The organism is Aminobacter anthyllidis, from assembly GCF_018555685.1.
Taxonomy (GTDB): domain Bacteria; phylum Pseudomonadota; class Alphaproteobacteria; order Rhizobiales; family Rhizobiaceae; genus Aminobacter; species Aminobacter anthyllidis.
In genome coordinates, this window is the sequence record NZ_JAFLWW010000004.1 from 34,347 (window position 1) to 52,808 (window position 18,462).

The following is an 18,462-nucleotide window of genomic DNA, read 5'->3' on the forward strand; positions in this document are numbered from 1 at the left end:
TTCTGTTCCCGCTGATCTGTGTGAGCAAAGCCTCGTGCTTCCCAATCGGCGCCGCAACTGCTCAGCTTTGCCGGCTCAGACAATCCCTTCTGCAACTGACTCTCGCTGTCCTAGGTGACCCGCTGCCTCAGTGGTGTTCGAGGCCTGCGCACGACTTTCCGTGACCGGACCTATGACTGTTCCGTGATGGCGGGGCGGGTGCCGCGGGAAAAGTCGTTCCAAGTCTGTGGGTGGTGGAAACATGGACATTCGTATTGACACAAATACAGATGTTCATTACCTCTGAGCGCAATTGCAGAGCCTTGATCCGGGAGGAACCATCGGATGACCATCAACGTCGCACCAGTCGGCTTGGCGCGGGACCTCGTGGAGCGGCAGAAGTCGGGCAAGCCGATCCGCATCGGGCTGATCGGCTCGGGCGAGATGGGCACCGACATCGTGGCGCGGGTGGCGCACATGCCCGGCATCGAGGTCGGCGCGATCTCCGAGCTCAACCTGCCCAACGCGCATCGCGCCGTCGACATCGCCTACCAGGAAAAGGGCCATGCCCGTGAAGTGGCGTCCGGCTCGGCGCTGAGCGAAGCCATCGAGGCCGGCAAGGTCGCCGTCACCAACGATGCCGACCTGATCCTCAACAGCGGCCTGATCGACGTCGTCATCGACGCGACCGGCGTGCCCGCCGTCGGTGCCTAGATCGGCCTGCGCGCCATGGAGCATGGCAAGCACCTGGTGATGATGAATGTCGAGGCGGACGTCACCATCGGTGCCTATCTCAAGTCCGAGGCCGACCGGCTCGGCGTCACCTATTCGCTCGGCGCTGGCGACGAGCCGTCGTCGTGCATGGAGCTGATCGAGTTCGTCTCGGCGATGGGCCACACCATCGTTGCCGCCGGCAAGGGCAAGAACAACCCGCTCAACATCGATGCCGTGCCGCACGACTATGCCGAGGAAGCTCAGCGCCGCAACATGAACGTGCGCATGCTCGTCGAGTTCGTCGACGGCTCCAAGACCATGGTCGAGATGGCGGCGATCGCCAATGCGACAGGTCTGGTGCCCGACAAGGCCGGCATGCACGGCCCGGCCGCGAGCTTGCCCGAGCTCAACAAGGTTCTCGTCCCCGAAAAGGACGGCGGCGTGCTGACCAGGGTCGGCGTCGTCGATTATTCGATCGGCAAGGGGGTGGCGCCAGGCGTCTTCGTCATCGCCGACATGTCGCATCCGCGCATCCGCGAGCGCATGGAAGACCTGAAGATGGGCCATGGCCCGTATTTCACCTTTCACCGGCCCTATCATCTGACCTCGCTCGAGGTGCCGCTGACCTGCGCGCGTGTCGTGCTCTACGGCAAGGCCGACATGGTGCCGCTGGCCAAGCCTGTGGCCGACGTCTGCGCGGTCGCCAAGAAGGATATGCAGCCGGGCGAGACGCTCGATGCCATCGGCGAATATTGCTACCGTGCCTGGATCATGACCGTGGGCGAGGCACGTGCGGCCAAGGCCATCCCCTGCGGCCTGCTGCAGGGCGGTGTCGTCACCGCGCCGATCAGGAAGGGTGAGCTCATCACCACTGCCAATGCTGCCGTCGCCGCGGGCTCCAAGATCGCAGAACTCAGGGCACGACAGGACCTGCTGGTTTATGGAGCGGAGGCATGACCGTGGCCCAGGCTAAGACCAAGGACCTGCCGGCGGGCGCGAACCTGCCTTTCATCTACCGGGAATACAGCGCCGAGCGGCTGAAGCAAGCGCTGCACAAGATGTATCTCATCCGCCAGTTCGAAGAGGGCGCGGAAGAATCCTACACGCGCGGCCTGATCCACGGCACGATGCACCTGTCCATCGGCCAGGAGGCGAGCGCCATGGGCATCTGCATGCCGCTCACCAATGACGATCAGATCACCTCGACCCATCGCGGCCATGGCCACTGCATCGCCAAGGGCGCGGAAGTGTCGAAGATGTTCGCCGAATTCTTCGGCAAGACAACGGGCTATTGCCGCGGCCGCGGCGGCTCGATGCACATCGCCGACGTGACCACGGGCAATCTCGGCGCCAATGGCATCGTCGGCGGCGGCATCCCGATCGCCGTGGGCGCGGCGCTGACCGCCAAGCGCCTGAAATCGGACCGCGTCGTCATCTCCTTCTTCGGCGACGGCGCCAACAACGAGGGCGCCTTCCACGAAGCGCTCAACATGGCTTCGCTGTGGAAGCTGCCGGTCATCTTCGTCTGCGAGAACAACGGCTACGGCATGTCGACCTCGATGGCCCGCTCGACGGCGGTGCCCAATGTCGCCGATCGTGCTGCCGCCTATGCGATGCCAGGCGTGATCGTCGACGGCAACGTGCTGTCCGAGGTTGCCGAGGCCAGCCATGAGGCGGTGCGGCGTGCGAGGGCAGGCGAGGGGCCGACACTGATCGAATCCAAGACCTATCGCCATCGCGGCCACTCCAAGAGCGACCGCAACCGCTACCGGACCAAGGAAGAGATCGAGGACTGGATGACCAACCGCGATCCGATCGTCCGCTACGAGAATGAACTGATGGAATTCGGCATCATCGACCAGGCTGGCGTCGAGGCGATCCGCGAGGCGGTCGCCAAGGAAATCGCCGACGGCATCGAGTTCGCCAAGGCAAGCCCGTCGCCAGAGATCCGCAATCTCGAACGCTACGTCTACACGGAGACTGTGTAATGGATCAGGCCGTGCGCGAGCTGAGCTATGCCCAGGCGATTCAGGAAGCCATGGCGATTGCCATGGAGACCGACGAACGCGTCTTCCTGATGGGTGAGGATATCGGCGTCTATGGCGGTGCCTTCCAGGTGACCGGCGACCTCGTCGAGCGTTTCGGCGCCGACCGCGTCATCGATACGCCGATCTCCGAACTCGGTGGCGCCGGCGTTGCCGTGGGCGCCGCGGTGACCGGGCTCAGGCCGATCTTCGAGTTCCAGTTCTCTGATTTCGCCACGCTCGCCATGGAGCAGATCGTCAACCAGGCAGCCAAGATGCGCTATATGCTCGGCGGTGCGGTTTCGGTGCCCGTGGTCATGCGCTTCCCGGCTGGTTCCGGCACCGGTGCCGCCGCCCAGCACAGCCAGAGCCTCGAGGCTTGGCTCGGCCATGTGCCGGGGCTCAAGGTCATCCAACCGTCGACGCCTTACGACGCCAAGGGCATGCTGCTTGCGGCAGTGGCCGACCCGGACCCTGTGATGATCTTCGAGCACAAGCTGCTCTACAAGACCAAGGGCCCGGTGCCCGAGGGCTACTACACAGTGCCGATCGGAAAGGCAGCGATCCGCCGCGAGGGTCGCGACCTGACCATCGTCGCCACCTCGATCATGGTGCACAAAGCGCTCGATGCCGCCAAGACGCTCGAAGCCGAGGGCATCGACGTCGAGGTCGTCGATCTGCGCACTATCAGACCGATGGACAAGGAAACCGTCATCGAAAGCGTCAAGAAGACGTCGCGGCTGCTCTGCGTCTATGAAGGCGTCAAGACGCTCGGCGTCGGCGCCGAGGTCAGCGCGATGATCGCCGAGAGCGAAGCCTTCGATTTCCTTGACGCGCCGATCGTCCGCCTGGGCGGCGCCGAGACGCCGATCCCCTACAATCCGGAACTGGAAAAGGCGACCGTGCCGCAGGTGCCCGACATCCTGGCCGCGGCGCGCAGCCTTGCCACTGGGAGCCGCTAGGCCATGCCGGTCGAAGTAATCCTGCCGAAGGTCGACATGGACATGGCGACCGGGCGAATCTCGCGCTGGTATGTCGGCGAGGGTGCGACGGTCAAGAAGGGCGACCTGCTGTTCGAAATCGAGACCGACAAGGCGGCGATGGAAATCGACGCGCCGGCCTCGGGCACCATCCGCGACATCTCCGGCAAGGAAGGCATCGACATCCCGGTGGGCGAAGCCGTTGCCTGGATCTATGCTGAGGGAGAGGCGACGGCTGCAAAGCCGACCCAGGAAGCACCTGCTCGGCCAATAGCCCTGAACGAAACAGCGCCCGCAGCGGCTGCTACGGCAAACGTGCCTGAGGTCGTATCCGCAAAAGCGGTGAACGCTACGCCGTCGAACGGCACGCGCGCCACACCGCTGGCCCGCCGCCTGGCTGCCGGAGCCGGGCTCGCGCTCGACGCCATCGCAGGATCCGGCCCCAAGGGCCGCATCATGCGCAGGGACGTCGAAAGCGCCATGACGGCGCCGAAGGTCGAGGTGAAGGCCGCTCTTTGGCCCGACCAAATCATTTCCAGGCCGCCGGCATCCTCCCAGCCGCGGCCGGCGCCACAGCTGTCCGCTGGCGCGGCACCGCTCAACTTCGCCTGGCTGCGACAAGGTGAAGGGCGTCCGATAGTCCTGCTCCATGGTTTCGGCGCCGACCTTAACAGCTGGCGGCCGATGCTGGCGGCAGGTCCCGTCGACGCTCCCATGCTGGCGCTCGATCTGCCCGGACATGGCGGATCGCCGCGCCAGACGCCTGCCGATCTTGATGCTGTTGCCGTCGATGTCGAAGCGACGCTGGCAGCGCTTGATGTCGGCCCGGTACTTCTCGTCGGCCACTCCTTTGGCGGAGCTGTTGCCGCAACGGTGGCCGCACGTGGCGATGCCGACGTGCGTGCCCTGGCGCTGATCGCGCCAGCCGGCCTCGGCCCCGAGATCAATGGCGCTTTCCTGCAGGGCTTCGTCCGGGCAAAGAGCGAGGCAAGCCTGATGCCTTGGCTCAGGCAGCTTGTAGTTGACGAGCAGGTACTCTCAAAACCCTTCGTCAACGCCACGCTGGCGCAGGCAGCCGATACCGAGCTGCGCACCGCACAGGCCGATATAGCCGACCGCTTTTTCGCCGACGGCACCCAAACCTTTGACATCAGAAGCCTGATCACGGGCTTGCGCATTCCGGTTCGTGTCATCGTCGGCGCCAACGACCGGATCATCCCGGCAAGCCAGTCGCAGGGGCTCCCCGGCGAAGTGGCGCTGCATACTTTTGCGGCTACCGGCCACATGCCGCATGTCGAGCGGCGCGAGCAGGTGCTGAAGATCCTGCTGGAAATGGCGCGCGCCTAGCGCATTTTTTGAGATCCCCGCGCTGCCTGCGCGGGGATTTTGCATTCCGGCATGCTGGATTAGCTCTCGAAATCGCCAAAAGTATTCTGCAGCCGGGTCAGCAGGTCGACGCGTTCGCCGACCTCGTCGCCGAGCAGCACGATAATGTTGCTCAGCATCAGGTCCATCACCGCGATGATCGTTGCCGAGCCGTCCCAGAGGGGACCGTGCGATCCTGGTACGACGAGGCAGATGTCGGAAACTTCCGGCCCCCAGGGGCAGAACTCGTCGGTCAGCAGCACGACCTTGACGCCCATGCGCCGTGCCTCCATGGCAAGCGGGCGCGCCTTCGCAGCAAAGCGGCGGACGTCGTGCAGGAACAGCACGCGACCTTCGACCGAGCCGTCGAGAAGTTCGGAATAGGTGCCGTTGAGCCCATCGACGAATTGCACGCGCGGCCGCGTGTAGGATAGCTGGCTGGCGAAATACTGGGCGATGCCGCGTACGTTCTGGTAGGCGGCAACATAGATTTCGCTCGCCGAAACCAGGGTGTCGATCGTCTGCTGCCACTCAGGTGCGGCGGTCAGCTCGTAGATCCGGCCGAGATTGTCGATCTGCTGCTGGATGAGCCCGGCGAGCAGCTTGCCCTCGCGGATATCTTCCCTGAAACGGTCGACCGGTCCCTTGACCTGCCAGGCCGGGTTGGAATTTCCGCGCCGCAGTTCATGCTTCAACTGGTCGAGGCCATCGAAGCCCATGCGGCGAAGGTAGCGCCCGACGGTCATTGGTGAGAGTTCGAGACGGGTGGCGATGGAGCGCGCCGTCTCGAACGGGATTTCAGCCAGGTTGCGCTCGATATAGTTCGCAATCAGCTTGTCGGATTTCGACCGCCTCAGCTCCTCGCTTTGCACGAGCTTCAGGATTCGCTGCGCCATGTCCTCTCCGGCCAACCGCCTTGCGGCGGAGTTCAGCTACTGGGCTGTCTTCACCTTGGTCCAGACCCGGTCTAGCTGGCGTAGACCAGCACCCAGATCCTCGAAGATCTGCAGTCGCTGCATCGTCTCGGGCGAAGGATTGATCTCCTTGCTATTCTTGATGTTGTCGGGGGTCAATTGCCGTGCCGGGACGTTTGCCGTGCCGTTTGTCTGTTGTGAAACGTTGAGTGCGGCGATCTCGGGGCGGGTGTAGAACTGCAGGAACTTGAGCGCGTTGTCCTTGTTGGGCGCGGTCTTGAGGACGCAGATATCTTCCTGATACATCGTCGCGCCTTCCTCCGGGATGACGTAGCCGAGGTCGGCTGTGTTGGCCAACACATCGACCATGGCCCCGACGAAGAAATGTCCCGCCGCGACATCGCCCGACTGCACCATCGCCCGGGTCTCGTAGGTAAAGGCAGCCACATCCGGCTTCATGGCGATGATCGTGTCGGCCGCCTGCAGCAACTCCTTGGGGTCGGTGGAATTGACCTTGTGGCCGTTGAGGATCAGGCCGACCGCAAGCACCTCGCGCATGTCGTCGAGCAGGGTGAATTTCAGATCCTTGGCCTTGACGGTGGCGATCAGGTCCTTCCAGCCGGTGATGTCCTTGCCGAGGATCTTGCGGTTGTAGAAGATGCCTACCGAGCCGAATGCATAAGGCAGGCAATACTCGCCCTTCGGGTCGCTCTTGGCGCGCATGAACGCCGGGTCGATGTTCTTGAAACCCTCATAGGTGTTGATGTCGGTCTTCTCGAGCAGGTCGAGCTTGGCCATGATGTCTTGCATGTGCACCGAGGGGAAGACGATGTCGTAGCCGGTGGCGCCGCCCTGGATCTTCGCCAGCATTTCCTCATTCGACGAGTAGGTCGACAGGTTGACCTTGACCTGGGTCTCGTCCTCGAACTTCTTCAGTACAGCCGGATTGATGTATTCGCCCCAGTTGTAGATGTTGAGTTCGGCAGCGGCGACGGGGGCTACCGTCGAGACGACGGCCACGACTGAAGCGGCGGCAAACCTGACCCACAGGCTTCGCTTGGGGAACCCCGCACCTGCTGCTGGACGGCATATGTTGTTCATCGAATTCTCCTCTGTTGGTTTCTGCCCGTCGCAAGCTAGCCTTCGAGGGCTCCGGACACGGCTTCTGGCGGCCGTTGACTTGGATGATCAAATGGTATCCAAATCTCGAAATCGCACAAGAGTTATTTGAATAACAATTCGGGGAACGGCAGATGCGAGATTCCATTGTCCGGCTGGAGGGGGCGGCAAAGACCTTTCCCACGCCGGAAGGCCTGAGCGTGACGGCGCTCGACGCGATCGACCTCGATGTCGACCGCAATGAATTCCTGACCCTGCTTGGTCCCTCGGGCTGCGGCAAGACTACGCTTCTTCAGGCGATCAGCGGCTTTGTCGAGCTTGATGCCGGCCGCATCCTGATCGACGGCGAGGACATGACCACCCGCCCGCCCTACCGCAGGCCGGTCAATACGGTCTTCCAGAACTACGCGCTCTTCCCCCACATGACCGTCGGCGAGAACACCGGCTATGCGCTGGAGGTTGGCGGTGTCGCCAAATCCGAGCGGATGAAGCAGGTCGCAGCCGCACTCGACATGGTCGGTCTTACCGGCTTGGAAGGCCGCCGGCCGCGCCAGCTTTCTGGCGGCCAGCAGCAACGTGTGGCGCTCGCCCGCGCCATCATCGCCCGGCCGAAGCTGTTGCTTCTCGACGAACCGCTGTCCGCACTGGACAAGAACCTGCGCCAGTCGATGCAGATCGAGTTGAAGACGCTGCAAAGCGAGCTTGGCATCTCCTTCATTTTCGTCACCCACGACCAGCAGGAAGCGCTGACCATGTCGGACCGCGTTGCGGTGCTTTCCGGCGGGCGCATCCAGCAACTGGACACTCCACGCAACATCTACGATCGCCCAAACAACAGCTTCGTCGCCACCTTCGTCGGTGCCAGCAATCTCTTCGAAGGTCAGCTGGACAATGGCTGGCTGCTGACGAGCGACGGTACCGCGATCCGCTACGTGCCATCGGTGGGGAACGTGTCAGGCAAGGCCAGGGCTTTGATCCGCCCCGAGCAGTTCTTCATTTCGAGGGAGGGCCGGGATCATCCTTTCCTCGATGTCGAGGTCGAGCAGCTTGTCTTCGTCGGCTCGTCATTCGAGCTGTTCGGCCACACGGCCGAGGGGCGCAAGGTGATCGCCGAGATTCCAGCTGGCCGGCGCAGCTTCGTCGGTGAGGTCGAACAGACGCGGAAAGCACGGCTGTCCTACGATCCGGCCGCGGTCCATCTCATCAGGTGCGACGCCGATGGCATCTGACATGTCTCTCGCCGGTCGCCGCCGTGTCCAGCTGGCGCTGCTGCTCACGCCCGTATCGCTGTTCTTCGCCGTCTTCTTCCTCGGCCCGCTCACGATCATGATCGTCACCAGCTTCCTGGCACCCGGCCTCTATGGCGGGGTGGAGTGGGTCTTCTATCCGCACAATTACGGCCGCATCCTCGGTTTCGCCGACCCGGCGTTCGAGGTCTTCGACCCGGTCTACCTGTCGATCTTCCTGCGTTCGCTCAAGATCGCGGCGTTCACCGTCATTGCCACCCTGTTCGTCTGTTATCCTGCGGCCTTCTGCATAGCCCGGCTGTCGGAGCGCTGGAAGAATTTCTGCCTGTTCCTGATTACACTGCCCTTCTTCACCAGCCTGATCGTGCGCCTGTTCATCTGGGTGCTCATCCTGCGCCAGACAGGCATCGTCAACGAGGCGCTGCTGGCAGGCGGCATCATCGATCGCCCGCTGGAGCTCATCTACACCGACGGCGCGATCGTGCTCGGAATGGTCTACATCTTTATCCCGTTCATGTTCATGCCGGTCTACGCCAGTGTCGAAAAGCTCGACTGGACGCTGGTGCGCGCGTCCCTCGATCTCGGCGCCGGACCCATCCGCACCTTCGTGCGCATCATCCTGCCGCTGACGGCCCCCGGCATCGCCGGTGGCGCCATCATCGTATTCATCCCGGCACTTGGAAATTTCGTCGTTCCGGCAGTGCTCGGCGGCGCCAAGGTGATGATGCTGGGCAATCTCATCGAGCAGCAGTTCCTCTCCGCCCGCAACTGGCCCTTCGGCTCGGCACTGGCGATGATGGTCATGAGCGTGATGCTTGTGCTGCTCTTCATCTATGTCGTCGCGTCCGGCCGTCGCGGCGCCGACGTGATGAACTGAGGGAGTGAACATGAAGATCGCTCGCTTCCTCTTCCGCGGTAGCCTGTTTGCCTACACAGCGCTGTTCTTCGCCTTCATCTACATTCCGCTGGTGCTGATCGGCGTCTATTCGTTCAATGCCAACCCAGTCAACATGATGACCTGGACCGGCTTCACCACGCAATGGTACGCGCAGGTCCTCGGTTTCAAGACGACCATCTCCGAAAATGCGCTGTATATCGAGTCAACGGACCAACTCGTCCAGGCCGTCTGGAACAGCCTGATCATTGCCGGTTCCACCACGGTGATCGCTACTGTCCTGGGCACGGCGGTGGCTATTGCGCTCTACCGGTTCGCCTTCTTTGGCAAGCGCTTCTATCGCACGGTCATGTTCATGCCGATGCTGATGCCCGACATCGTGCTCGGCATTGCCCTGCTGATCTTTTTCGTCAATTCGGGCATCGCGCTCGGCTTGACTACGATTATCATCGGCCAGTGCACCTTCCTGATCTCCTATGTCTTCATCGTCGTCTCGGCGCGCCTGGCCGGCATGGACCGCACGCTCGAAAACGCCTCCGCCGATCTGGGCGCCAATGAGTGGGTGACCTTTCGCAAGGTGGTGTTCCCGCAGCTGCTGCCCGGCATCGTCGGCGGCGCGCTGCTTGCCTTCATCATCTCGATGGATGACCTCGTGATCACCTATTTCATTGCCGGCGTCGACGTGACGACGCTGCCGATGTTCATCTTCGCCATGCTCCGGCGCGGCATTAAACCCGAGATCAACGCCATCGCGGTGATGATGCTCTCCTTCTCCTTCGTCGTGGCCTCGCTTGGCCTCTACCTGCGCTCACGGCAGAAATGACCTCCATGACCAAAACGAATTCTCCAATCGCCAAAGCCCGGGCCCGCGATCTCGGCCTCCCATTTCCAGGTCGGCCCGGCCCGCTTAACGCCATCACCGATGTTGAGGGCATCGGCGTCGGGTTTCAGACGATCTTCGAGGATGAGCCGCGGCCGGGCCGCAAGCGCCCGGTGCGGACTGGCGTGACCGCCATCCTGCCGCATGCGGCTTCGCCGACGCCGGTGCCGGTCTATGCCGGGGTGCACCGCTTCAATGGCAATGGCGAGATGACCGGTACCCACTGGATCGAGGATGGCGGCTACTTTCTCGGCCCCGTCGTGATCACCAACACCCATGCCGTCGGCATGGCCCACCATGCGACCGTCAAATGGATGCTGGAGCGCTACGCCTCGACCTATGACACAGACAGCTTCCTCTGGATCATGCCGGTCATTGCTGAGACCTATGACGGCGTCCTGAACGACATCAACGGCCTGCCGCTGACCGAGGTCGACGTGAGAGCTGCTCTCGACAACCTATCATTCGGGCCGGTGCAGGAAGGCAACTGCGGCGGCGGCACCGGCATGGTTACCTATGGCTTCAAGGGGGGGACGGGAACGTCGTCGCGTGTCGTTGAGTTCGGCGGTCGCGAGCACAGGATCGGCACGCTGGTCCAGGCCAATCACGGCCAGCGCGACTGGCTGACGATCCGGGGTGTACCCGTCGGCGAGCACATGCGCGACGGCACGCCCCAGAGCCAGCTTGCCGAACGCGGGTCGATCATCGTCGTTATCGCCACCGACCTGCCGATGGCACCGCACCAGTTGCAGCGGCTGGCGCGGCGCGCTTCCATCGGCATCGGCCGTGGCGGCACGCCTGGAGGCAACAACTCCGGCGACATCTTCCTGGCGTTCTCGACCGCCAACCCGCAGCCCATGGTGCACCATGCGCCGGCAAAGCTGAGCCTGGAGATTGTCAATGACGAGAAACTGGACCTGGTTTACGCCGCGACCGTCGACAGCGTGGAGGAGGCCGTCGTAAATGCGATGCTGGCAGCCGAGGATGCCGGCGGCACCGCCTTTGACCGTTTTCGAATCCAGGCGATGCCGCATGACCAGCTGGTCGCGGTGATGCGCGATTACGGCCGCATGGCCTAGCAGCAGCGACAGGCGCGCGGGGTGTTGTCAGACGAACCCGCGCTGGCGCAACTCGGCTGAAACCTCGTCCCAACTGCTGCAGATGGCCGATGCGCCCGCTGCCAGAAGCTCGGGGCCGTGGCCGTCATGGGTATGGCCGCCGCCGACATAGCCGATTGCCGTCATGCCGGCCGCTACCGCGCCCTGCACGCCGTAGCGCGAGTCCTCGATGACCACCGAACGTTCGGGGGCAAAGCCCATCTTCTCGGCGGCATAGAGGAAAATATCGGGCGCCGGCTTGCCGTTCTTCACCATCGACGAGCTGAAGATCGACGGGCCAAAATAATGCGCGAGGCCGGTAACCTCGAGGCTGTGGTTGATGCGCTCGACCGACGAGGACGAGGCGACGCAGCGGGCGACCTCGAGCCTGGACAGGAAGGCGGCGATATCGAGCGTCGATGCCAGCTGTTCGGTGAACAGCGCTTTGGTCTCGCCCCAGATGTCGTCGGTGGCGTCGTCGGGCAGCAACTGGCCGGTGAGATGGTGGATCTTGGCGATGATGTCGGCCTGCTTCATGCCAACGCAATGCGAAATCACCTCCGCCTCGATTTTGAGCCCGTTCTTGGCATAGGCGCGCACATAGGCGAGAGCGGCCAGCGGCTCGCTGTCGACCAGAACCCCGTCGCAATCGAAAATCACCAGGCTGTCGTTGGGCAAGTCGAACTCCAGAAAGATGTGCGGCGCTCAGGCCGTCGTTTGTCGAAAAGAGACTGCGGCGGAGATGCCGCGCGACAACCACGATGGTTGAGATCTAGTCCCGGCCGATCGCCTCGGGCCGTGGCGAGGCCTTAAGCGCGCGCTGCATCGCGCTGCGTTCTTCCGGCAGGTCGGGCGCGAGCCAGTTGGGCTCGGCGCCGAGGAAGCGGTCGAGATAAGCCACCGCATAGCTCGGCATCTCCGCCGTGTTCTCCTTGTAGGACCACCAGGTCCTGAGATCGTCGGCGCAGGCGTCTAGGGCAGGGGCCTCGCCAAACTCCTGTTCGAACAGCACCGCAATCGAGCAGACGCAGAAATTGGTGTAGACGAAACCCTCCGGCCAGAAGCGCACGATTTCGGGGGCGGGATGCGCTGGCGTCGAGGCATTCGGGCTTGGCGCCTCAGCGGCCTGGACAGGCGCCTGCTTGATCAGCTCCTTGAGCGCAAGGCCAGCGGCGTAGACGATGAAGTCGGCGCGGTCGAGCTGTGCATATGATTTTTGGGCGTTTACGATCTCGACCCAGTCGAGGAAGATGCGTGTCAGCTTCTTCTCGTCGATGTCGAAGCGGATGCCATAGCGGGCTGTGATCGCGCGCGCGCTGTTGCGGAACGTTGTGCGGAACCAGCGCAGCTGCCTGAGCCTGTGGCGGAGGTCAGGCACAAGCGCCAGCTCGTTCTTGAAGATCAGGTCCATCGTCGCAGTGCTCCTGCCCTGTCCGGAAGATACCATCGGCGGGCAAAATGCCAAATGCCGCTGTGGATCGGAACCGCCGTGCGGGTGTCCAAAGTTATACATATTGACATTCATAAAGACAAATGTTCTTTGATTGATACGTGAGCGGCTCAGCATATCGCCGCTCTGGAGGACTTCGGGAGGAGGAGCCGTATGGCAATCTGGCAGTGGGGACTGCTGCTTCTGGGCGTCGTCTGGGCGCTGCAGTCGCTTGGCGTGTGGATCCAGATGCGGCACTACGCCGACGTCTTCAAGGGCATCACCGCGAAATACCAGGACGGTTATGTCGGCGCCGGCAATTGCCGCGGCCGCCTCGGCAAGGGAACGATCGCGCTGATCGTGGTCACGCCGGACCTCAAGGTCCAGCGCTTGCTGACCATGACCGGGCGTTCGGTCTTCGCCAAATTCAAGCGTCATGAAAATTTGGAGGGAATTTCCCTCGATCAGCTCCGGTCCAATCCCGCGATACTGGGAGAGGGGGAAGCCGGTGTGGCGGAAGCCGTGAAGAAGGCGGTCGAACAGGTCGACCGCACGCGGCTCGAGCCAAAGGGGCCCGGCCTCGCCGGCCTCAAGCCAGTGGGTACGTAGGGAACAGCACCTTCGGGCGCGATCTCTTGGGTGAGGATATCAAGGAGGAGAAATGTCAGTCCTATCTATGTTGGCGCAGCACGCCGACATGGCCGTCCAGAACCTGCACGTCGCGGGTTCGATGGCCACGGATGCTGCAATTCACGGCAAGCTCGCCGTCAAGGGAGCAACGAACGATCTCGTCGTGCTCGCCCAGGCGAGCGGTGACCTGACCGTCGAGCAGTTCAAGGAAAAGCTCAACACCGTTGCCCAGGAGGAGCAGCTCGGCTGGCTCACCAGCATCGGCAAATACTTCATCGGCATCTTCCAGAAGGGCGGCGAGGTCTTTGCCGGCTTCGTCACCGGCATTATCCCGACGCTTGTCGTGCTGATGACCGCCTTTTACGCGTTGACCGAGCTGGTCGGCGAGGAAAGGGTCCATGGCATCGCCCGCGGTGCCGGTCGCATCGCGCTGACCCGCTATACGGTGCTGCCGCTGATCGCGGTGTTCTTCCTGACCAACCCGATGGCCTACACCTTCGGCTCGTTCCTGGAAGAAAAGCACAAGCCCGCCTTCTATGACGCGGCGGTGTCTTACGTGCATCCGCCGCTCGGCCTGTTCCCGCACATTAATCCGGGCGAATATTTCGTCTGGGGCGGCATCCTCGTGGCGTTGCTCGAGCTTGAGAAGAAGGGCGCTGTTCCCGGCGGCTACCACATCCAGGTTGCCATCTGGTACGCCATCGTCGGCCTCGTCGTCATCCTGCTCAAGGGCATGCTGACAGAGCGCATCACCGCAATCATGGCACGCCGCCAGGGCGTCGAGCTGTAAGGGCGGGGAGGGGCACATGGCCAAGTCTTACAAGGCAGTCAAGATTTCCCGCGGCAAGAGCGGCTGGGGCGGTCCCCTGGTCGTCCAGCCGACGCCGGAACGCAACAAGGTCGTCTCCGTCACCGGTGGCGGCATTCACCCGGTCGCTGCCCGCATCGCCGAGATGACCGGCGCCGAAGCCGTCGACGGCTTCAAGTCGCCGCCGGTCGAGGGCGAAATGGCAGTCGTCGTCGTCGATTGCGGCGGCACCGCGCGTTGCGGGGTCTATCCGCGCAAGCGCATTCCCACCGTCAACCTTACCCCGGTGGGGCAGGCGGGTCCGCTCGCCCAGTTCATCACCGAGGACATCTACGTGTCGGGCGTCAAGGAAAGCGACATCACCATGGCCGACGGTTCGGAAGCAGTGACATCGGCAGGCGCAGCCTCCAACGCAAACAATGCCTCGTTCGCAACCGCGGCAAAGGCGGCGCCCGTGCCGAGCAATGACGGCGGGTTCATCAACCTGATCGCCAGCGTCGGCCGCGTCATGGGCCGCGTCGTCAACATCTTCTTCAATGCCGGCCGCCGCACCATCGACCAGGTCGTCCGCAACGTGCTGCCGTTCATGGCGTTCGTGACGATGCTGATCGGCCTGATCCTCTACACCGGCATCGGTGACGTGCTTGCCCAGCCGATGGGACCGCTGGCCAACAACATCGTCGGCCTGCTGGTGATCTCGGCCATCTGCGGCCTGCCGTTCCTGTCGCCCATCCTGGGACCAGGTGCTGTCATCGCCCAGGTCATCGGCGTGGCCATCATCGGCCCGCAGATCGCCAATGGCACGATCTCGCCGGCGATGGCGCTGCCGGCGCTGTTTGCCTACAACACCCAGGTTGGTTGCGACTTCGTCCCGGTCGGCCTGGCGCTCGGCGAGGCCAAGCCGAAGACCATCGAGATCGGCGTTCCTGCCGTTCTGATCAGCCGCCAGATCATGGGCCCGGTCTCGGTGCTCATCGCCTGGGCGGTCAGCCTGGTCGTGTTCTAAAACCCTTGTCCGGCGGCACATGCTGCCGCCGGACATCTTCCGTCGCCGGCGCTGGCCGGCACAAGCATCGTCCAGGCAGGCATATCAGCCTGGATCCATAGAAAGGCTTTGATCATGTCGGTTCATCTCAAGACGCACATCACGGCAATCGGACCGGAAGTGGCAGAGCTGGCCGAAGGCGGCGTGCTGATCCTTTTCGCCGACGGCGCCCCGCCTGAATTGGCCGAGGTGTCGGTGCTGCACAAGACCGAGGTCGGACCCAGCGACGCGGCACCCGCCGTCGGCGCCGCCATCGCCATCGGCGAGCTCGAGGGCATCATCACCGCCATGGGCGACAGTGCCTGGAACAAGGTGCGCGAGATCGGCCACGTGGTCATAAATTTCAACGGCGCCAGCGCCGCCGAGCGACCGGGCGAAATCTGCGCCTCGGCGGTCGAGGGCGAGGTGCTCGTCGCCGCTCTCAAGACCGGCGCTGCCATTACCATCGGCCGCTGATCGCGACGCGCAACGCCGCTATACTGAACTGGAACAAGAGACCTGCCTATGGAACGCTCGACGATCGTCAGAGTGCATGAAGGGCTGCATGCCCGGCCCGCCACCCGCTTTGTCAAGCTCGCCAAGAGCTTCGAAAGCGAGGTCGAGATCATCAAGAACGGCAAGTCGGCCAGCGCCAAGAGCGCGGTCAAGCTGATGCTGCTTGCGGTCAAGGAAAACGACGAGGTCACGATCCGCACCAAAGGTGCCGACGAGATCGAGGCTGTGGAAGCGCTTGTCGGCTATCTTGAGAATCCCCTTGCCGGTCTTGCCGAGGAACAGGTCCCGGCCGAGCCGGACACTGCCGCGGCGGCGGGTATGACCCTCAAGGTCGAGCCGGCCAAGCCGGCAGCATTCGAGGAAGAGATCGCCGGCGCGTTGAAGGGCGTGGCTGCCAGCGAAGGGTATGCCGTGGGTGCCGCCTTTGCCCACTTCCCGCCCGAGATCAAGCCGGAGCGCCGGACCCTTTCGGTCGGCGACATCAACGCCGAGCTGGCTCGCTTCGCTGACGCCGTCGAAGCCGTGCAGGCGCGCATGAACGCCTCGCTGGCGTCGGATACGCTGTCGGCAAACGATCGCGGCATCATCGCCGCCTTGCGCGACATTGCCGCCGACGACGAACTGCGCGACGAGGTGGTCGCCACCATCAACACCGGCAGCGACGCCGTCACCTCGGTCATCAGTGCCGCCGCCAGGATCGCCGCCCAGTTCGGCCAGGTCGACGACCCCTATCTCAACGCCCGCGCCGACGACGTGCAGGCGGTCGGCCGCCAGATCTGCCTTGCGCTGCTCGGCCAGGCCGATGTCAGCCTCGACGACATCCCCGAGGGTGCGATCCTGATCGCCGAGGATATCGGCGCCTGGGATCTGGCCCGTGCGCCGCTCAAGCGCATCGGCGGCATCGTCTGCGGCCATGGCGGTGCAACCTCGCACATCGCCATCATCGCTCGAGCCCATGGCATTCCGGCCGTGCTGGGCATGGGCGCGCAGGTCCACGAGCTGCGCCTAGCGCGCGAAATCGCTCTCGACGGTCATCGCGGCCACGTCATCGCCAATCCCGAGGGCGCGGTGCTCGACCGTTTCCGCGCCCGTATCGACGAAGCCGCCCGCGAGCGCGAGGCGCTGAAGGTGTTCAAAGACGCCACGCCGCGCCGCGCCGACGGCACCGTCATCGAAGTAGCCGCCAACATCGGCTCGCTGGAGGAGATCGACGCCGCGCGTGATGCGGGCGCCATGGGCGTAGGCCTGTTCCGCACCGAGCTCCTGTTCATGCGCCACATGCACCTGCCGTCGGAGGACATGCAGGCCGAGACCTATGCGGCGCTGGCCAAGGCGTTCGCGCCCTATCCCGTCATCGTGCGCACGCTCGACATTGGCGGCGACAAGCCGATCTCTGGCATCGAGTTCCCTCAGGAGGAGAACCCGTTCCTCGGCTGGCGCGGCATCCGCATGTGCCTCGACCGACCCGACATCTTCAAGCCGCAGCTTAGGGCGCTGCTGCGCGCCGCGGTCCACGGCAACGTCAAGGTGATGCTGCCGATGGTCGCCGACGTCGCCGAGGTGCGCGCCACGCGCGCCCTGATCGAAACCTGCAAGGCAGAACTCGCGGCGGAGAGCGTAGCCTTCGGCGAATTCCAGCTCGGCGTCATGATCGAGACACCGGCGGCCGTGCTGATCGCGCCCGCTCTCGCCAGGGAAGTCGCCTTTTTCTCCATCGGCACCAACGACCTCACCCAATATATCATGGCAGCCGACAGGTTGAACCCGACCGTTGCCAAGCTCAACGACGTGACCAACGTCGCTGTCATGTCGGCGATCGAGATGACAGCAAGGGCTGGTGTAGCGGCGGGCATCATGGTCGGCATGTGCGGAGAGGCGGCCGGGCGGCCGGACCTCATCCCCGAGTTCCTGCGCATGGGCCTGACCGAACTCTCGATGAGCCCGGCCTCGATCCAGCGCGCCAAGAAGCGGATAGCCGAACTGAGTGCCTAGCTGCTTGGCGGCTCAGGGCAGATGAGCGAGCAGCAGCCGGAAGATAGCGCCAAGCTCCTTGACGGGTTCGGTGCTGTCGAGCGCGCGCAGGATGCGCTCGCGGCGGGCATCGACCGCCAAGCCGGTGGCCTCCATCAGGTCGGTGTCGCTCATGCCCGACGGCGACAGCGTCAAGATGGCCGCGGCGAGCGTCATCGGCGCAAGCGGCACGAGACGCGAGCCGGCATCGGCTGCCTCGTCGCCGGACAAGGGCTGGCTGGCGAGCAGTTCGACAAGCGTTGCCGCGGCAACGGCGGCAACAGCGTCGAGCCGGGCGTCCGGGTTCGCTGTGTGCATCGCGGCGAGCAACTCGCCGTGTTTCTTGCGGATGGCCAGATGTGCCTGGCTGAAACCTGCCTCGTGCAGCGGCGCCCGATTGCTGGCTTCTTGTCCTTGCGCGGCCTTGAACGCGGCATACAGGTCGCGGCGGAACAGACGCTCGCCCTCGACCGAGGCCGAGCGTCCGGTGACGAAATAGGTGTCGAAGCCATGCAGCCGGGCACCGTCGCCGGCGCGTACGATAGGCAGGAGCGTGCGCGATACAGTCTCGGCCACCGTCAGCGTGTCGTCGACCACGCTCGCCGCACGGCCGAGCAGGCGCTCGATCTCGACGGGCGGGGAAAACGGCTCTGCCACAGGGGGCCGGCGCGGACCGCCGGGATTGTCGTGACGGCTGGCGCGAAGCAGATGCCGTACGTCGCGAAGGCGATCCTTGATGTTGACGACAACATCTTCCGACAGGCTTCTCAGCATCTTTCGCGTTCCCTTGATATCGCTGCGGCTCCGTGACGAAGCCGTAGACTCGGGCAT

At 63.7% G+C, this 18,462-nt stretch carries 17 protein-coding genes and 1 pseudogene; 13 read left to right on the forward strand and 5 right to left on the reverse strand.

Features of this window, described 5'->3' with window-relative positions; all coding sequences use genetic code 11:
• Positions 1 to 324: 324 nt before the first annotated feature.
• The 4 genes and pseudogenes from J1C56_RS14100 (at position 325) to J1C56_RS14115 (ending at position 5,044) form a co-directional block, all read left to right on the forward strand.
• Positions 325 to 1,650: pseudogene (locus J1C56_RS14100) on the forward strand (NAD(P)H-dependent oxidoreductase).
• The gene (locus J1C56_RS14105; protein WP_214390387.1) at positions 1,647 to 2,681 is read left to right on the forward strand and encodes a thiamine pyrophosphate-dependent dehydrogenase E1 component subunit alpha; all 1,035 of its coding nucleotides are present in this window, start codon (positions 1,647 to 1,649) and stop codon (positions 2,679 to 2,681) included. The pseudogene J1C56_RS14100 and the gene J1C56_RS14105 overlap by 4 nt, the downstream one beginning before the upstream one ends.
• The gene (locus J1C56_RS14110; RefSeq protein WP_214390389.1) at positions 2,681 to 3,679 is read left to right on the forward strand and encodes an alpha-ketoacid dehydrogenase subunit beta; all 999 of its coding nucleotides are present in this window, start codon (positions 2,681 to 2,683) and stop codon (positions 3,677 to 3,679) included. Before J1C56_RS14105 ends, J1C56_RS14110 begins: the two co-directional genes overlap by 1 nt.
• 3 nt (positions 3,680 to 3,682) lie before the next feature.
• Positions 3,683 to 5,044 carry an acetoin dehydrogenase dihydrolipoyllysine-residue acetyltransferase subunit gene (locus J1C56_RS14115; RefSeq protein WP_214390390.1) on the forward strand — a complete coding sequence of 454 codons (1,362 nt, stop codon included), beginning with the start codon at positions 3,683 to 3,685 and terminating at the stop codon, positions 5,042 to 5,044.
• Between the two features lie 59 nt (positions 5,045 to 5,103).
• Here the strand turns inward: J1C56_RS14115 and J1C56_RS14120 are convergent, their stop codons facing one another.
• Together J1C56_RS14120 and J1C56_RS14125 are read right to left on the reverse strand one after the other, a co-directional pair.
• Positions 5,104 to 5,958: a MurR/RpiR family transcriptional regulator gene (locus J1C56_RS14120; RefSeq protein WP_214390392.1), complete on the reverse strand. Its 855-nt coding sequence runs from the start codon at positions 5,956 to 5,958 to the stop codon at positions 5,104 to 5,106.
• Between the two features lie 36 nt (positions 5,959 to 5,994).
• A complete protein-coding gene (locus J1C56_RS14125; protein ID WP_214390394.1) occupies positions 5,995 to 7,077 on the reverse strand; it encodes a polyamine ABC transporter substrate-binding protein in 1,083 nt (360 codons plus the stop codon).
• 152 nt (positions 7,078 to 7,229) lie between these two features.
• On the opposite strand from J1C56_RS14125, the gene J1C56_RS14130 reads away from it, so the two are divergent.
• From J1C56_RS14130 to J1C56_RS14145, 4 genes are read left to right on the forward strand one after another with little or no spacing between them, the layout of a single operon-like run.
• A complete protein-coding gene (locus J1C56_RS14130; RefSeq protein ID WP_214390396.1) occupies positions 7,230 to 8,324 on the forward strand; it encodes an ABC transporter ATP-binding protein in 1,095 nt (364 codons plus the stop codon).
• 1 nt (position 8,325) lies between these two features.
• Complete coding sequence (locus J1C56_RS14135) at positions 8,326 to 9,219, forward strand: ABC transporter permease (RefSeq protein ID WP_214391221.1); 894 nt, start codon at positions 8,326 to 8,328, stop codon at positions 9,217 to 9,219.
• A gap of 10 nt (positions 9,220 to 9,229) precedes the next feature.
• Positions 9,230 to 10,060, forward strand: coding sequence for an ABC transporter permease (locus tag J1C56_RS14140; protein WP_214390398.1), 831 nt, complete (start codon positions 9,230 to 9,232; stop codon positions 10,058 to 10,060).
• Entirely contained in the window at positions 10,057 to 11,196 is a 1,140-nt protein-coding gene (locus J1C56_RS14145) for a DmpA family aminopeptidase (protein WP_214390400.1), read from the forward strand. Before J1C56_RS14140 ends, J1C56_RS14145 begins: the two co-directional genes overlap by 4 nt.
• Before the next feature lie 27 nt (positions 11,197 to 11,223).
• Here J1C56_RS14145 and J1C56_RS14150 read toward each other — a convergent pair whose 3' ends face one another.
• Both J1C56_RS14150 and J1C56_RS14155 read right to left on the reverse strand, forming a co-directional pair.
• Positions 11,224 to 11,892 (reverse strand): HAD family hydrolase, encoded by a 669-nt coding sequence (locus J1C56_RS14150; protein WP_214390402.1) that lies wholly within the window; start codon positions 11,890 to 11,892, stop codon positions 11,224 to 11,226.
• 94 nt (positions 11,893 to 11,986) lie between these two features.
• Entirely contained in the window at positions 11,987 to 12,625 is a 639-nt protein-coding gene (locus J1C56_RS14155; protein WP_214390404.1) for a hypothetical protein, read from the reverse strand.
• 192 nt (positions 12,626 to 12,817) lie between these two features.
• Between J1C56_RS14155 and J1C56_RS14160 the strand changes: the two genes are divergently transcribed.
• From J1C56_RS14160 to ptsP, 5 genes are all read left to right on the forward strand, one after another.
• Positions 12,818 to 13,252: a transcriptional regulator GutM gene (locus tag J1C56_RS14160; protein WP_214390406.1), complete on the forward strand. Its 435-nt coding sequence runs from the start codon at positions 12,818 to 12,820 to the stop codon at positions 13,250 to 13,252.
• A 52-nt stretch (positions 13,253 to 13,304) separates the two neighbouring features.
• The gene (srlA, locus tag J1C56_RS14165) at positions 13,305 to 14,063 is read left to right on the forward strand and encodes a PTS glucitol/sorbitol transporter subunit IIC (RefSeq protein ID WP_214390408.1); all 759 of its coding nucleotides are present in this window, start codon (positions 13,305 to 13,307) and stop codon (positions 14,061 to 14,063) included.
• Positions 14,064 to 14,079: 16 nt separating this feature from the next.
• Complete coding sequence (gene srlE / locus J1C56_RS14170; RefSeq protein WP_214390410.1) at positions 14,080 to 15,087, forward strand: PTS glucitol/sorbitol transporter subunit IIB; 1,008 nt, start codon at positions 14,080 to 14,082, stop codon at positions 15,085 to 15,087.
• A gap of 114 nt (positions 15,088 to 15,201) precedes the next feature.
• Positions 15,202 to 15,582 carry a PTS glucitol/sorbitol transporter subunit IIA gene (locus tag J1C56_RS14175; RefSeq protein WP_214390412.1) on the forward strand — a complete coding sequence of 127 codons (381 nt, stop codon included), beginning with the start codon at positions 15,202 to 15,204 and terminating at the stop codon, positions 15,580 to 15,582.
• A gap of 48 nt (positions 15,583 to 15,630) precedes the next feature.
• Complete coding sequence (ptsP, locus tag J1C56_RS14180; protein WP_214390414.1) at positions 15,631 to 17,613, forward strand: phosphoenolpyruvate--protein phosphotransferase; 1,983 nt, start codon at positions 15,631 to 15,633, stop codon at positions 17,611 to 17,613.
• A 12-nt stretch (positions 17,614 to 17,625) separates the two neighbouring features.
• Here the strand turns inward: ptsP and J1C56_RS14185 are convergent, their stop codons facing one another.
• Positions 17,626 to 18,405 carry a hypothetical protein gene (locus J1C56_RS14185; RefSeq protein WP_214390416.1) on the reverse strand — a complete coding sequence of 260 codons (780 nt, stop codon included), beginning with the start codon at positions 18,403 to 18,405 and terminating at the stop codon, positions 17,626 to 17,628.
• Positions 18,406 to 18,462: the final 57 nt, after the last annotated feature.

What these genes read in the sequence shown, in the direction of transcription:
- J1C56_RS14185 (WP_214390416.1), bottom strand. Translation starts at nt 18,405, where the DNA reads ATGCTGAGAAGCCTGTCGGAAGATGTTGTCGTCAACATCAAGGATCGC.
- ptsP (WP_214390414.1), top strand. Translation starts at nt 15,631, where the DNA reads ATGGAACGCTCGACGATCGTCAGAGTGCATGAAGGGCTGCATGCCCGG.
- J1C56_RS14120 (WP_214390392.1), bottom strand. Translation starts at nt 5,958, where the DNA reads ATGGCGCAGCGAATCCTGAAGCTCGTGCAAAGCGAGGAGCTGAGGCGG.
- srlE (WP_214390410.1), top strand. Translation starts at nt 14,080, where the DNA reads ATGGCCAAGTCTTACAAGGCAGTCAAGATTTCCCGCGGCAAGAGCGGC.
- J1C56_RS14160 (WP_214390406.1), top strand. Translation starts at nt 12,818, where the DNA reads ATGGCAATCTGGCAGTGGGGACTGCTGCTTCTGGGCGTCGTCTGGGCG.
- J1C56_RS14115 (WP_214390390.1), top strand. Translation starts at nt 3,683, where the DNA reads ATGCCGGTCGAAGTAATCCTGCCGAAGGTCGACATGGACATGGCGACC.
- J1C56_RS14140 (WP_214390398.1), top strand. Translation starts at nt 9,230, where the DNA reads ATGAAGATCGCTCGCTTCCTCTTCCGCGGTAGCCTGTTTGCCTACACA.
- J1C56_RS14105 (WP_214390387.1), top strand. Translation starts at nt 1,647, where the DNA reads ATGACCGTGGCCCAGGCTAAGACCAAGGACCTGCCGGCGGGCGCGAAC.
- srlA (WP_214390408.1), top strand. Translation starts at nt 13,305, where the DNA reads ATGTCAGTCCTATCTATGTTGGCGCAGCACGCCGACATGGCCGTCCAG.
- J1C56_RS14135 (WP_214391221.1), top strand. Translation starts at nt 8,326, where the DNA reads ATGTCTCTCGCCGGTCGCCGCCGTGTCCAGCTGGCGCTGCTGCTCACG.
- J1C56_RS14110 (WP_214390389.1), top strand. Translation starts at nt 2,681, where the DNA reads ATGGATCAGGCCGTGCGCGAGCTGAGCTATGCCCAGGCGATTCAGGAA.
- J1C56_RS14130 (WP_214390396.1), top strand. Translation starts at nt 7,230, where the DNA reads ATGCGAGATTCCATTGTCCGGCTGGAGGGGGCGGCAAAGACCTTTCCC.
- J1C56_RS14175 (WP_214390412.1), top strand. Translation starts at nt 15,202, where the DNA reads ATGTCGGTTCATCTCAAGACGCACATCACGGCAATCGGACCGGAAGTG.
- J1C56_RS14145 (WP_214390400.1), top strand. Translation starts at nt 10,057, where the DNA reads ATGACCTCCATGACCAAAACGAATTCTCCAATCGCCAAAGCCCGGGCC.
- J1C56_RS14155 (WP_214390404.1), bottom strand. Translation starts at nt 12,625, where the DNA reads ATGGACCTGATCTTCAAGAACGAGCTGGCGCTTGTGCCTGACCTCCGC.
- J1C56_RS14125 (WP_214390394.1), bottom strand. Translation starts at nt 7,077, where the DNA reads ATGAACAACATATGCCGTCCAGCAGCAGGTGCGGGGTTCCCCAAGCGA.